This window comes from Nitrososphaera sp. AFS (assembly GCF_009898475.1).
Lineage (GTDB): Archaea > Thermoproteota > Nitrososphaeria > Nitrososphaerales > Nitrososphaeraceae > Nitrosopolaris.
The window spans coordinates 1-12,636 of the sequence record NZ_QURE01000092.1; the positions used below are offsets into that span (position 1 = coordinate 1).

Below are 12,636 nucleotides of genomic sequence, written 5' to 3' on the forward strand. Positions count from 1 at the left end.
TATCGCCCAAATCGCGAGAACCCATATGAGATCTCCATACAAGATCGAATAAACCGCAGATCAGTGGCAACAGGCTGATAGCGCGCAATCAATTCAATTGCTAAGTCAGATGATTCATCTTGAAGCACACGAAGTCTTTCCGACCATTCAAATATTTGCTTCTTTATTTTGGTACCCTTGTCATATGATTCAATTGACGCGAACACTGACTGCTCAGATAATTTTGCCATATCCATAATAATAGTCCTGATGCGATCTATTCCCAGATCTAAGAGCCTAGTCAAAAAATAATACCTAAAGAGTTCTAACCAAATTTACCGGATACATAACGCTCAGTAAGCTCTTTTTCAGGATTTTCAAATATCCTCTTCGTAGTATTATATTCTATCAGCTCTCCTAGATACATAAATGCAGTTTCATCTGAAACTCTGGCTGCCTGTTGCATGTTATGTGTTACAATAATAACAGTAAACTTTTGTTTCAAATCCTGTACCAATTCCTCAATCTTGAAAGATGCGATTGGGTCAAGGGCAGACGTAGGTTCATCCATCAGCAAAACTTCTGGTTGCAAAGCCAATGCTCTTGCGATACATAGACGCTGCTGCTGACCTCCAGATAGTCCCATACCTGGTTTACCCAATTCATTTTTCACTTCGTCCCAAAGCGCAGCCCCCTCGAGACTGTCTTTAACAACCTCATCAACAAGTTGCTTATCTTTAACTCCGTTAAGCTTAAGTCCAGCTGCAACATTATCATAAATGCTCATTGTAGGAAATGGATTTGGTTTTTGAAATACCATTCCAATACGTCGCTTAATTATAACAGGGTCTATATTTCGATCATAGATGTCGATATTGTCCATTATGACTTGACCCGTTGTCTTCGCACCAGGTGTCATCTCATGCATACGATTGAGACATCTAAGAAGAGTTGTTTTACCACAGCCAGATGGTCCAATAAAAGCTGTGACAGTTTTCTCTCTAATATCCAAATTGATGTTCTTTATTGCCTTTTTAGCTCCAAACCAAGCTTCAAGCTGCTTAATAGATACTTTATAACTTAGTTGTTGCTTTCGCTCTGCCCTCAAAGCATTTTCGTTACTTTTGTAAGCAAGGCTCTCTTCGTTGCTCAAGCGCCAACTATAGGGAGTGCCTGTGCACTAATTAATCGTTGCACATATAGATGACATAGAAAATATAGTTCATTTGTGAGAACTATTTCAGGAGAAAGCCAAAGCCCACGTTTGGATCTTAACTAGGTTTTTTCATTTATATAGGAATTAAATTGGCTATATGGGGCCATCTTCCTTTTGTATTTTTACGAACTTTATCTCTCAAATTTATGTATTCTGTGCACCGGTACTATACTATTGATCAAAGTACATAAACATTCCGGATAGTGTGTTCTATCCATATCAGGTAAAGTTATTATTAAAATACAATTCTCGCTCCGATCTATGAGACATTGGAAATCCAATTGCATTCTTTAGCTCAGGTCTAAGATTATTAAATATTCCAGTTCTGCTTAGCAAAATTCTATTTTGTATGCGTATCAACATTTTCGGATGGAATCATGGCTTTGAAGAGTTAAAATAAATGATAGAGATATCCAAAGCTTTCTGGAGGTTATTCACCACCTCATCTAATAAAGTGAGAGGGAGACTATTATTATTTTCAGTTGTGAAAGTCATTACGATTTCTTTTCGGTTATATTTATTGAATCGAACTTTTGTCTTACATCTTTCTAAAATTAATGAAATCGAAAGACAAGCTGAAATTTTTTCTATAGATTTTTTATTCTGTGGCTGCAATATCGAATTAAATTTCGTGAATAAAGCACTTGCTGTCTTAGCTTTCCTTGTTCGCACTATTGACAATGCCAGAATTAGCTGTTCACGATGACTAAGATGTCTGATGTCCTCATCGATTATTATGTAAAACACATTATGAAGATTTGTTACTACCGGCAAGTCTGCGATGATCTTTATGGCATGAGCCAAGATTTCATATTCTCGTTCCTTCAACAGCCCTAAATTATAAAATAGCGATATGATATTACGTGCGTATCGAGGTATTTTCTCTTGCTTACAGGAATATTTAGCAAGCTTCTGAATTTGAATCAAATTGAAATTGTGTAGATTGTGACTTTTCGCCGAGCATAAGAATGCAGAGAGAACTCCTTCTCTAAGTCCATGTGCACTTACCAACATATTTTCGAATTCAAGTTTTTGCATAAGTGTCTTCATAATACAGGAACCTACAGTAATTGTAGCCGCACGATTACTACCTACTGTTCCTATTTCGGAAATCTCATGTGGACTCATTTTGCGAAATGTATTGGTGATCCTACGTATATCAGCGAAGTCTATTCTATAATTGTGAATTTTCTCGAGGGGATATCTTGTTGTTTCTTGATTATATCTAGAAACTGCTCTTAACGTACCTCCTACCCCTGTTAGGATGGTGTCTAGGCTGATGTCTAGCTCTTTTCTATCAGGAAGTTCCCTGATTATATGTTCCTCCAATTTTAAGTAGTTCTTTTTACTTAGTCTTCCTTCATCATCGCAATATGCTTGCGATAGTCTTAATGTCCCAAGCGGTAGTGAAATGACTTTTTTGATCTTGTAATTTTCAGAGTATACTAATTCCAAGCTACCTCCACCTAAATCAAAAAAAAGGGCAGTAGGAATGCACGTTGATTGTAGTGCCCCTAAATATGAATAAAGGGCTTCCTCTTCCCCAGTTAATACAGTAAACTTAAATCCCGTTTTTTTAAAGACTTCCTGAAGGAAATCCTTATTATTATTCGCTTCCCGTACGGCACTTGTCGCTATAGAGATTACATGCTGCACATGTTGAAAATGGATTATGTCTCGAAACAATTGTAAAGCACGAATCGTGCGCTGTATTGGTTCATATGCCAAAGCCCCAGAGAAGTCTTGGCCAAGTCTGACCATTGCACTTTGCTGCTCGTAAGCTAGGAATGAGTTATCCTTTGCATTCACAGTATAATTAACTAATTTGGCAGAGTTAAAACCAAGATCAATAACTGATATTTTCAATATGAGATAGAGTCAACACAAGCAATATAATTGAGTTTACTTGGGCCAAAAAAGACTACATTATCCCTATCAAAATAAATAGGCGGCCGCCTATGCTCTTGGTGTGACTCAAGAACATGGAAAGGACGTTAGAGAGAGGTAATAATCTTACTATCTCTGATTTAATGCAAGGTGCAATACCAAAAGTAAAAGACTTTTTAGACAGTGTTTCAAGAAACTCAAAAAACACTCAAATGACTTATGCTTCCGGATTGGTAGCATTTCACAAATTCCTCGATAAAGAGGAAACACTAGAATCTATAATAGATTCGATAAAAAAAGGACAAGTTGACGTATATGTTACTTTGAATCAGTTTGTTTCATTTTTGATGCAGTACAAGCATTACAAAACACATTCGGTAGTGTCGCAAAATACGCTAAATATTTACATGGCTGCAGTCCGTTCGTACTTGCAGTTTTACGATGTTGACATTGCATCTAACAGGTTCAAAAGAAAAGTCAAGATGCCCAAAATATACAGAGAAGACGAGGAAGCACTTGACGCAGCAGATATTCGCAAAATTATGTTATCCTGTAATAACAGAAGGCTAAAGCCATATCTTTTGATATTGGCCTCTGCTGGATTAAGGGCTGTAGAGGCGTGCGCTATACGAGTTTGTGATATTGACTATACGTCAAGCCCGACAAAGATACACGTCAGAAGAGAATACACAAAAACCAAGGTTGCTCGCGATGTCTACATATCAGATGAGGCAACCACATTTCTAAAACAATGGCTTGATTGGAAATACAGAGAAAGAAAATATCCTACAAAAAGCCAAATCCAAAAAGAGACCGACCTCGTCTTCACACACTTCCAAAACATCAAACACCCAAGAGCGTTTTACTACAAGATACAGCGGGAATTTGCAAAGGTGCTAAAGACTGTTGGGCTTGAGAAACGCAAAGAAGGTATTTTGAGGCGAACAATAACTTTACATTCGTTTAGAAGGTATGTCAAGACGGTAATCTCTGACCAGGTATCGCAAGATTATAGTGAATGGTTTTTGGGCCATGCTAAAAGCCCATATTACACAATGAAGGAGCCAAAGCGAGCCGAAATTTATGCAAAAGATTGTATGAAATATCTTACCTTTCTGGATTACTCTGCTTTAGAGAGTAGAGGCAAAAACATAGAAGCACAATTAGAGGAAAGTCGGGAAGAGACTAGCAGACTACGACAAGAAGTTAGGTCATATGCGCCACTATTGGACAAAATTGAGGAACTGAGGAAAAGAGTTGACGAACTGGCTGCAAAAGCAAAAGGCTCCTAACTCGCAAAGGGTAAACAAGCGGGGCTTCAATGTTCCGCTCTTCCGACAAAGGACAACCAGTGTGCTTAATAGTAACATTTTGTTAAATTAGGGAGTCAGAGCAGAGGAAGGAATGACCAACTATTACATATTTAGAAACCCGGCAGTACTAGTACTAGTGTTAGTCGTGACGGTGATGATGCCGATACAATTAGCACGAGCCGCGATGGACGACGCATCATTTCAGGATTGTTGGAATCAACTGTTACAGAGGACTGGTATGTCAGACAATCTAATGCCTCAGGGTTTCAAGAATAAAATTGAACATCAGATATTAGCCGGGAATTTGAGTGCTGGAAGTAGTAATTCAATTAACATATATAATAACACACTAAATAATGTGCCTAGCCCAATGAAGGAGCAATTATCTACGTGTATGAATACAGGGCAACTGCCGCCTTGAGCGTTGAAGGAGGTATATCCTTTATGATGATGGCGTTGCTAGTCGGCACTAATCTAATCTAATAAAAGATAAGATAGGTACCTATAGATAGATAGATATTAGATGGATAGATGACAGAATTCAATTTAGAAACAGGGGAATCAAACAGATGCTTTTGCAGTCATACCAAATATCAACATCCAATGCCAAGATTACTTGGCAATTATTGTGAATATACGCCTGTTAATAATAGGTTACATTGGCCTTGCGCTATGTGTGGTTGTATAAGATTCAAACCATAAAGAGAAAAAGTGCTTGAAGAGGAATTTGATGTTGTCGGCTGATTGATTGTTTGTTTGATTGACACAAAACAAGACAAGATTTATGGCAATGCTAGCCTAATCCAAACCAAAGACTAGACTAGGCCATTGATGTTTGACAATGGTTGAAGTCGTTGGTGCGAGTATAACTAATCAGTGATAGGCCTCTTGGACTATTCCATTCTTCGAATCTTTCTCATGTGAATTCTATTAGCCATTCGAAGGGCTTATCTTTCCATTCACTAAATCCGCGTGTTACTGTTCGAGTCATTCCCTGTACATCTTTTACGTAGAATGGACATCTTGGATTACTTTTGATTTTGTCTTTTATTAGATTGATATTCTCCTTGTTGAATGGATACAGATAATGCACCTTCATTTGACTTAGGTCATCAACTCTCTCTATCACTTCATTCTGCTCAGTCTGTGGATTGTATTTTATTTCCTTCCTGGGAATTGGTTCTAGCCAGTAGCATAAATCAGACCATCCCAATTCGTATTTTATTTCATTCCCGATACCACTGTGACCTATAATTTCTTCTTGCCACAAAATATACTCGCTATTATCTTCTAATCTTAGACGATGGACTGCTAACACCTTCGTTTGTTTATTGGGGTCTTTTTCTATCAGCGCTTTCTTTGATTCAATTATTACATCATTACCCTTTCCAAATCTGCGTTTATAGTCACCTGCTTGATTTCCTGTTAGGCTATCGTATGCTTCAATGGTTTTGGGATGTGTCATTTAGTTAGTTATGTTGGTGATATGCCTGTAGCCTTCTTACCAAAGCCTGTTTCCTTTACGAATGAATTGCACCATTCCCTGTAAATAACACCATTTTCCCCTGTCTGTGAATTTCTATAATTCTCTATCTTTGAGGGCCCTTGCAAAAACCAAATGCCACGCTTATCATACATGTACACATAGTTCTCTGTTAATGATGGGTCAACATACCATTGATATCCTGTTAATCCTTTGGCAGGAACTTGGCCTGGGCCTAATACTATTGCAGGGCTTGCTGTTTGTCCTGAAACATGAGTGTTCGAAGCAAAAAATGAGTATGTCCTAGGCGTTGATGCGATTGTATCCATAGTGCCATAGTTAGCATAGATTTCATTGTACACGTTTTGGATGAATATCAAGGGATTGGTCGTTGAATGGTCTGTTGTGTAAGCACTCCAATCTGCGGCTGATGTACTTGCTGTAGTGAGTGATGCGAGACTGGCAGCAATTTTACCAGCCTTTATCCTTACTGCGTCTGATGCTAAATTCTGTCTGGTATAATCAATTGGGTTAACACCAGAAGCCCAATTCTGCATTTCTGCTTCGTCAGACCATGCTATCAAGCCTCCCAATTTCTTGAGTTTGAATGTTTGACTTGTAAACTGACCCTTTCTTGATTCAGGTGATTCGAGTTCTCCAATCTCTTCTGTTATTCCAAAGCGACTGTAAGCCAAAGTTTGGATTGCTAATGTGTTAGTGGCCTTTGTCGTTACCGCATTAATTATGGAAAACTGTCTTTGTTGAACGTCGAGGATGTCGATAAAATTGGCTAATATCTGAATATTACTAAAGTCACTACTAGTTATAGTCCCTCCTGCCTCTTTGCTGCGTAAATATTCGTAAGCCTGACCACTTATTTCAGGACCAAACACACCAACTAGCGAGTCAAACCTTGATGCATGTGAATCAGTACTAGCATCGGCTGAATGTAGATAGTTGGAGTAGGCCCCATAGTCAAAACATTTTACTTCCCAAGTTGGACGATTACCACCATCAAATGATTCCCCAAAGTAAATTGATTGAGGTTCTGGTCTGTATCCTTCCTGTGATTTTTCTATTAAATCATGGTCTACTGCTGGATTATACCAATAACTCTTGGCCTGGCTGATACGATTTGACTTTAATTCACTTCTTGTAAAATCATGGACCTGTTTCTCTATGGAACCTTCTGCGGGTTGCATATATCTTTGTGCTACCTTTTGATATTGCTGCTTGTTTAGCAGTTGTGTGATATCACTCATGAGTAATTTGTCGACATTAATAAAAGGAACAAGTACGTTTTATCTCTTGAATGTACGTCACTCACACGCAAAATAATGAGAAACAAACAAAAATGTACGTGCCAGACGGGCAGATAACGAGTTATCTTGATGATGCTGTACAATTTGCTCCAGAACTTGAACGTTTGAAGTATGCTGGAAAACCTATCACTGAGAATAAAATGTACCAAAGTCTCAGACAGAAGAAGAAAAGAGCATTTGATGTGCTTTGTGAATCCCTTGCAAACATGTCATATTCATGGAGTATCTAAGAAAGAGTGAGAATGAGAAACTACGAGAGTCACTTGACCCTGACTTGGAGCGATTGTTTCTATCTCCAGAAATAGATGACAAATTTAGTGTACCAATGTTTTGGAGATTAATAGACTCATTGCTTGATTGGAACTATGATAATGATAATAATAGAAAAGGCAATCAAATAGATAACTTCAGGCTGATATTGATGTCTATTATGCAGGATTTGATTTGTAAACAAGCGATATCATAGGTCTGAATGTGCCATGAAATTTCTCGTTTATTCTGGCTAGAATCCTATCTAATGCTCTGTTTAGTGCGTCTTCCTTGTAGTAGAGTAGCGTCCTAGAGAAGCGACCCAAGTCAAGGTCTATCATGACAAAGTTTGGAACAATGCCTTCGCCTCCAATAGCCATACAATCTCTAACATCTGGTTTGCGATAATGCTGGACAAATTGAGGAAATGGCGATATGCGACAATTAATTTTGCGAGCCTGGTAAAAGTAGGCTAGTGCTTCTGATTTGTCCTGTACTGTTAGACGCCATCTGTCACCGGCACAAACGAATTTGGGCCAAAACGAATTATCCTGCTTGAATAGATTGCATATGAACGCCAGCCCATAACTTATGGGCACGTATTCACCTCCCCTTCCCCTTCCATTACCTTGTTCACTAGTTATTGTCATGACGTTTTTTTTCGCCACCATCAGATTCAGATGATGCATACCTGTCGTTCACTCTCTGGCTATGTCCTCCGTCATCATCGTCTATGTTTTCAGCATGGGTATGATTTTGAGACGCTTGAGACGCTTGAGACGGAGTTTGGGAGAATAGTTCGCTATTATTACTATCTTGTTGTTGTTGGTCCTGCATGGGGCCCTCTGAGCGTGCGCCTGCGTGTGCTCTTTCACTTTCATGCTCGTTCGGTTTGCTGTTATTTGTACTATTTTCTTTGCTTCTAAACTCCGTCTCCTACGTCTCATCCGTCTCAGTTTCATCATCATCTTCACCTCCACCTTCAATTTCGTCTCTAAACACACGGTTGGCTTGCTGCCATTCATGTCGTAGTCTCTGCTTTTCTTCGCGTGTAATCTCCTTGATTTGTACGTCTTCGAGTTTGTATTTTCTCGCCAGTCGCTTCATTATTCTACGACTAAATTCAAGTTCACGTCTAGTGCCTGTATGCTTTGGTGGCTGGGCTTTGAAGTTGTCCTTTACCATTTTAATGAGGATTTGCTCAGACCTCTTTCCAAACTCTGCACTCTCACACGTTGACTTTCCTATAGTCTCGGCTTCAGTTGAAGTGATGTATCTATTCCAAATATCACCAGATGCTATCGTAATCAGATTTTTTGTACTCTTTAAGCCGTCTGCGAGAGCAAATTCTTCCACCAAATCACTACAGATTGTATATAACAGTGAGATCTCGTTCTGATTGTTTTCTGCTCTTCTTTGATTGACAAAATGACTTGCTATTTTGAATAACTTGTTCTGTGTCTTGTTATCGCGAAATAACCTAAGTATTGGTTTGAAAGTATTGGTTTGAATATTTGAGCCTCGCGGTTGTGAACACTCAACTCAATGTTTTGGTATTTCTGATGGCAGTGAATGAGTTTGAAGCAAAAAAGCAGTTTTCTAAAGTCAACTAAGGCTTCTAGTTCGTCATCTCCAGTTTCATTTATGACATCAGTTATGTCCCAGTCTGGAACATCTGCTATTGATTTCATTTCGACGGCTCTACTCTTTAAGCCAAGAGATTCGATAGAGTTCTCTGAGCCAAACGCCTTAGAGCCAAAGGTGCAATACCAATTGCCGCTATACTTTCCACCAGCGGAACCGCCTTCTTTGTCGTTTCGTCTAACTCTAACACCTTTGGTATAGCCATTTTTGTAAATTTTCATCTTCTCGATGTCCTCGTCCATGTTATCGGCCTCGTCCTCGCAAATGGTGCCCTGGCACTCTTGGTATGACCCTAAATGTCTGTAGACATTGGCCGCTGTCATACCTGTGCTCATGAGGTTTCTGTATGCTAGTTTGTTGATTACACGAAGTTTGTTGGTCTTGCCACTATCTGGAGTACCAATAAAAAATATGTAAAAGGTTATTCCAAAAACGTCTTCAAAGTATGTGTAGATTGTCCAAGCAGCACACAGTTCGTTTTCATATTTGCTTGCACAACTATACCTCCTCCATTGTGTGAGAACTTTCTGATAGATGGTATCAAGCGTTTCATATTTGGCTCGCTCTAGAACATCGTCAAACTCTGCTTCGTTCTTGAAAATGTATGTAGTGTTAAGGTTGTCAAAATCATCTGGAGGCGGTGGATAAAATCGACCGCCTAGGTAGTCGACATAATCAATTAGTCTAACTTCTCTGTCAGCAATGTCAACTGATGCATATTTTGACTTTCCACCAACAATAATTGACTCTGCGTATTGGCCCAAGTCCTTGTTTCTGTAACTAGCGAGGAATCTCTTCTTTGGTTTATGTTCCTTCTTCGCTGCTTGTTGTCCTGGCTGTTGTTGGTTTTTGTTAGGATTGGGTGGATTGGGTGGATTGGGGTCGACCGTTTAGGAAGCACCATCCTCATCCTTGTCCCCTTTCGTTTCCGTCTCCGTTTCCGTCGTCGTCGCCGCCGCTTCGGCTGCTGTTAATAACGATGCTTGCAGTATTTTCGAGATATATGGAGACCTTGGTACCATTTCTCGCTGTTTGTCTATGGCCTCGATTACCGTATTCTCGACAGTTATCGAAATATGTTTTTTCGACATTATTTAATGCTAGAAGTGGCAGGAGTGTTACGGCTAATAGGAACTAATTTTCTAACTAACTAACTGACTAACCAACTCAAGCATGGAAACTTAACAACATTGATTGAGTGGCTGTCTACAAATTAAGCAGCGACTTACGCTATAATCATCGGGTTTGAAGTCATATCGTGCCCCACAAAGGCGACATTGCCAGTACACTAAATTAAAAGAGTCAGGAGTAGGTTTAGAGAAGTTATTTCTCGATTTGTGCTGCCTGCCGCTTTCTAGGTAATCGGTGATATTCCTCTAACTCTCGTGTGATATCCTGTATTGCGATATCGGCTTCCGCTATAATCTTTCTAATGCGGTCAATGCCACTAAGAGACTCAGTCTCCATTATAATCTTTCTAATGCGGTCAATGTCACTAAGAGATTCAGCCTCCAAGTTAATCTTCTTCTTTCTTTTTCTTGTTGGCATTTCCCTGTATAAGAGTACCTTCATCCCCAAGTGATTTAGGAGCTTCTCCAGATAATTCCGGTAGAACCCTTTCCACTAAGCCAGGATACTGTTTTTCAATTCTGTCAATCAATATCCCTAGTAAGTTCTTTGCTCGTACAAGTGAGTCTACATCGTGATTGACCCTCTCCATCTTTAACGCGAATATCTCTTCTTGCATTTTGGCACTCTTCAATTCGTCCTTGGTTTTATTATGCTCTCGTATCTCTGTCTTAAGTTCGTCTTTGAGATTGCCTTCTTGTCTAATAGTCAGATATCGCCATGCTTTTGCATGTTCCAGTAACAATTCTTCCTGTGAATATTTGACGTAATGTCTTTCGACGCCGATACTATGACCGCTCAGTATTTTGCGCTGTTCAAGTCCAACTTTGGCTTTAGCCATCATTGTTGTTGCGAACTTTCGAAAGCCATGTATCATAGGGACTTCATGGCGTGCATGTTTCTCATATTTTGTCCGTGCTCTCAGACCCACTTTAATTAGGAGTAATCTAATCTCCCTTCCTATTCCACTATGGGTCATGTGAAATTTCTTGTCCGCATTCGCGTCTTGCTCCGCAAAGTCCTGCCTAAATAGAGGGTCTTTAGGGCGTATTATTTCACCCTTTATTCGTCTGGACTGCAGATAGATATCCATAGCCTTGGTGGCCTCTGGGGTGAGAAATGAGTAATATTCTTCTCTCGAACCCCTGTAAATCGTCAGTTTATACACACGTATATCGCTATTAGGAAGCCAGACTTCCTCCAAATCCTCAAATCTTAGATGGTGGTCTTTGTTGAATCTATCATCGAGTGCTCCTAGTCTGCAATTCGTGGATACATATGTGAGGATCATCGCATTGGTCTTTTCATCTGATGCGTCTAACATTTTTTCAATCTCTTCATGTTTATACGCACTGAGTTTATTCACATAGACATGCTCACCAACGAATTTACTCATTTTCTTCGCGTTTAGTACAATATCGTTCATTGCGTAGAAGTGATTGATAGCCGCTAACCTGTTTCTGACTTCGCTTGACGAATACCCTTCCTTCTTTGAATATCCGATATATTCAATGATTTTAGTTTCTATTTTTCTAGGGTCGCCGTTGCCAACTTCTAATAATTGACTGATGTGACTAAGCCCTAGCCACCTCATGAACTTTCTTATTAGAAGGTGGTAAGTTTTCTTAGTTTGCTCTGTCCTCAATGAGTTATAGAAAACATCAAAAGTAGGGCCGTCCATTCCAATATCATAACCACCAGCAGCACGACGAGCAGCAGAAGCGGCTGCGGGTCTCTTCTGCTTCGAGTCAGATACTAACTAAATCCACTCCCTTCCCGTATTCCTACCTACTAACATCGCATTTCTGGGTTTCTGTTTTGCATACAATAAGGTGCGCACAATGGTACTTGGGACAACTTTAAAGTATGACAAACAAACTAAACCCCATGGGACTTATTCCGACACTCCAAACACAACTTATTTCTCAGTCGCAAATCAGCCATGAAAACAACTTTGCATCGAACACATTGGCGATAGGAAACCTTTCTCATTTACTTATTTCAGATACTCCATTTCGGTGATGATGGCATGGACAATCGCAGCTGCTACACTCACAGTTACAGTTGGACTTGTCCGTCTGTTGTTGTTGTTGTCCTGTCTGTTTGTTTATCCTTTCAAAGAAAGCCTTTACGTCTAATTCACCGGCTCCGTCTAATTGCATCGTTAGATTTTGCTTAAATGCGTCATTGACATATTGCTCAAACGAACCATAACCTAGCATCTTTGAAATGTGCCAGGCTGTTCTATAGTACCACTTTGGAAGCCTGATAGTAACTATAGTTTCGTTTTCATTTATTTCAGGGGATAAACTGCTAGCCATTCCTTTAGCCTCCTCAATTCGCTTTCTATTGTCGTAACTCTGTTATCCAATGCTAGTATCTTTTCGTCATTCGTATGGTGAACAACAACCGGTG

The 12,636-nt window shown here is 39.5% G+C and carries 16 protein-coding genes; 3 read left to right on the forward strand and 13 right to left on the reverse strand.

Going from position 1 to position 12,636, the window contains the following annotated elements:
* From DYY65_RS09200 to DYY65_RS09210, 3 genes are all read right to left on the reverse strand, one after another.
* A partial coding sequence (locus DYY65_RS09200; RefSeq protein WP_305080014.1) for a PhoU domain-containing protein occupies positions 1–284 on the reverse strand: 284 nt, incomplete at its 3' end.
* Positions 285–304: 20 nt separating this feature from the next.
* On the reverse strand, positions 305–1,087 hold the full coding sequence (gene pstB / locus DYY65_RS09205) for a phosphate ABC transporter ATP-binding protein PstB (RefSeq protein ID WP_162477681.1): 783 nt from the start codon (positions 1,085–1,087) through the stop codon (positions 305–307).
* A gap of 483 nt (positions 1,088–1,570) precedes the next feature.
* Positions 1,571–3,061, reverse strand: coding sequence for a Ppx/GppA phosphatase family protein (locus DYY65_RS09210; protein ID WP_162477667.1), 1,491 nt, complete (start codon positions 3,059–3,061; stop codon positions 1,571–1,573).
* 116 nt (positions 3,062–3,177) lie between these two features.
* Between DYY65_RS09210 and DYY65_RS09215 the strand changes: the two genes are divergently transcribed.
* Together DYY65_RS09215 and DYY65_RS09220 are read left to right on the forward strand one after the other, a co-directional pair.
* Positions 3,178–4,374, forward strand: coding sequence for a tyrosine-type recombinase/integrase (locus DYY65_RS09215; protein WP_162477668.1), 1,197 nt, complete (start codon positions 3,178–3,180; stop codon positions 4,372–4,374).
* 112 nt (positions 4,375–4,486) lie between these two features.
* Positions 4,487–4,816: a hypothetical protein gene (locus DYY65_RS09220; RefSeq protein WP_162477669.1), complete on the forward strand. Its 330-nt coding sequence runs from the start codon at positions 4,487–4,489 to the stop codon at positions 4,814–4,816.
* 495 nt (positions 4,817–5,311) lie between these two features.
* Here the strand turns inward: DYY65_RS09220 and DYY65_RS09225 are convergent, their stop codons facing one another.
* Together DYY65_RS09225 and DYY65_RS09230 are read right to left on the reverse strand one after the other, a co-directional pair.
* Positions 5,312–5,860, reverse strand: a complete 549-nt coding sequence (locus tag DYY65_RS09225) for a hypothetical protein (protein WP_162477670.1) — start codon at positions 5,858–5,860, stop codon at positions 5,312–5,314.
* Between the two features lie 8 nt (positions 5,861–5,868).
* Positions 5,869–7,140 (reverse strand): hypothetical protein, encoded by a 1,272-nt coding sequence (locus DYY65_RS09230; RefSeq protein ID WP_201449435.1) that lies wholly within the window; start codon positions 7,138–7,140, stop codon positions 5,869–5,871.
* A 92-nt stretch (positions 7,141–7,232) separates the two neighbouring features.
* Between DYY65_RS09230 and DYY65_RS09235 the strand changes: the two genes are divergently transcribed.
* Positions 7,233–7,430: a hypothetical protein gene (locus tag DYY65_RS09235; RefSeq protein ID WP_201449436.1), complete on the forward strand. Its 198-nt coding sequence runs from the start codon at positions 7,233–7,235 to the stop codon at positions 7,428–7,430.
* 198 nt (positions 7,431–7,628) lie between these two features.
* Here DYY65_RS09235 and DYY65_RS09240 read toward each other — a convergent pair whose 3' ends face one another.
* The 8 genes from DYY65_RS09240 to DYY65_RS09275 form a co-directional block, all read right to left on the reverse strand.
* Positions 7,629–8,099: a hypothetical protein gene (locus tag DYY65_RS09240; RefSeq protein ID WP_162477673.1), complete on the reverse strand. Its 471-nt coding sequence runs from the start codon at positions 8,097–8,099 to the stop codon at positions 7,629–7,631.
* On the reverse strand, positions 8,086–8,286 hold the full coding sequence (locus tag DYY65_RS09245) for a hypothetical protein (RefSeq protein ID WP_162477674.1): 201 nt from the start codon (positions 8,284–8,286) through the stop codon (positions 8,086–8,088). The genes DYY65_RS09240 and DYY65_RS09245 overlap by 14 nt, the downstream gene beginning before the upstream one ends.
* Before the next feature lie 99 nt (positions 8,287–8,385).
* The gene (locus DYY65_RS09250) at positions 8,386–8,808 is read right to left on the reverse strand and encodes a hypothetical protein (RefSeq protein WP_201449437.1); all 423 of its coding nucleotides are present in this window, start codon (positions 8,806–8,808) and stop codon (positions 8,386–8,388) included.
* 77 nt (positions 8,809–8,885) lie between these two features.
* Positions 8,886–9,857: a hypothetical protein gene (locus tag DYY65_RS09255; RefSeq protein ID WP_162477676.1), complete on the reverse strand. Its 972-nt coding sequence runs from the start codon at positions 9,855–9,857 to the stop codon at positions 8,886–8,888.
* Positions 9,858–9,983: 126 nt separating this feature from the next.
* Positions 9,984–10,184: a hypothetical protein gene (locus DYY65_RS09260; protein WP_162477677.1), complete on the reverse strand. Its 201-nt coding sequence runs from the start codon at positions 10,182–10,184 to the stop codon at positions 9,984–9,986.
* 232 nt (positions 10,185–10,416) lie between these two features.
* Positions 10,417–10,641, reverse strand: a complete 225-nt coding sequence (locus DYY65_RS09265; protein WP_162477678.1) for a hypothetical protein — start codon at positions 10,639–10,641, stop codon at positions 10,417–10,419.
* Positions 10,610–11,902 (reverse strand): tyrosine-type recombinase/integrase, encoded by a 1,293-nt coding sequence (locus DYY65_RS09270; RefSeq protein WP_162477679.1) that lies wholly within the window; start codon positions 11,900–11,902, stop codon positions 10,610–10,612. Before DYY65_RS09270 ends, DYY65_RS09265 begins: the two co-directional genes overlap by 32 nt.
* A gap of 307 nt (positions 11,903–12,209) precedes the next feature.
* On the reverse strand, positions 12,210–12,542 hold the full coding sequence (locus DYY65_RS09275) for a hypothetical protein (protein ID WP_162477680.1): 333 nt from the start codon (positions 12,540–12,542) through the stop codon (positions 12,210–12,212).
* Positions 12,543–12,636 lie beyond the last annotated feature (94 nt).

What these genes read in the sequence shown, in the direction of transcription:
- DYY65_RS09220 (WP_162477669.1), top strand. Translation starts at nt 4,487, where the DNA reads ATGACCAACTATTACATATTTAGAAACCCGGCAGTACTAGTACTAGTG.
- DYY65_RS09270 (WP_162477679.1), bottom strand. Translation starts at nt 11,902, where the DNA reads ATGGACGGCCCTACTTTTGATGTTTTCTATAACTCATTGAGGACAGAG.
- DYY65_RS09275 (WP_162477680.1), bottom strand. Translation starts at nt 12,542, where the DNA reads ATGGCTAGCAGTTTATCCCCTGAAATAAATGAAAACGAAACTATAGTT.
- DYY65_RS09260 (WP_162477677.1), bottom strand. Translation starts at nt 10,184, where the DNA reads ATGTCGAAAAAACATATTTCGATAACTGTCGAGAATACGGTAATCGAG.
- DYY65_RS09245 (WP_162477674.1), bottom strand. Translation starts at nt 8,286, where the DNA reads ATGCAGGACCAACAACAACAAGATAGTAATAATAGCGAACTATTCTCC.
- DYY65_RS09235 (WP_201449436.1), top strand. Translation starts at nt 7,233, where the DNA reads ATGTACGTGCCAGACGGGCAGATAACGAGTTATCTTGATGATGCTGTA.
- DYY65_RS09240 (WP_162477673.1), bottom strand. Translation starts at nt 8,099, where the DNA reads ATGACAATAACTAGTGAACAAGGTAATGGAAGGGGAAGGGGAGGTGAA.
- DYY65_RS09225 (WP_162477670.1), bottom strand. Translation starts at nt 5,860, where the DNA reads ATGACACATCCCAAAACCATTGAAGCATACGATAGCCTAACAGGAAAT.
- DYY65_RS09215 (WP_162477668.1), top strand. Translation starts at nt 3,178, where the DNA reads ATGGAAAGGACGTTAGAGAGAGGTAATAATCTTACTATCTCTGATTTA.
- DYY65_RS09265 (WP_162477678.1), bottom strand. Translation starts at nt 10,641, where the DNA reads ATGCCAACAAGAAAAAGAAAGAAGAAGATTAACTTGGAGGCTGAATCT.
- DYY65_RS09230 (WP_201449435.1), bottom strand. Translation starts at nt 7,140, where the DNA reads ATGAGTGATATCACACAACTGCTAAACAAGCAGCAATATCAAAAGGTA.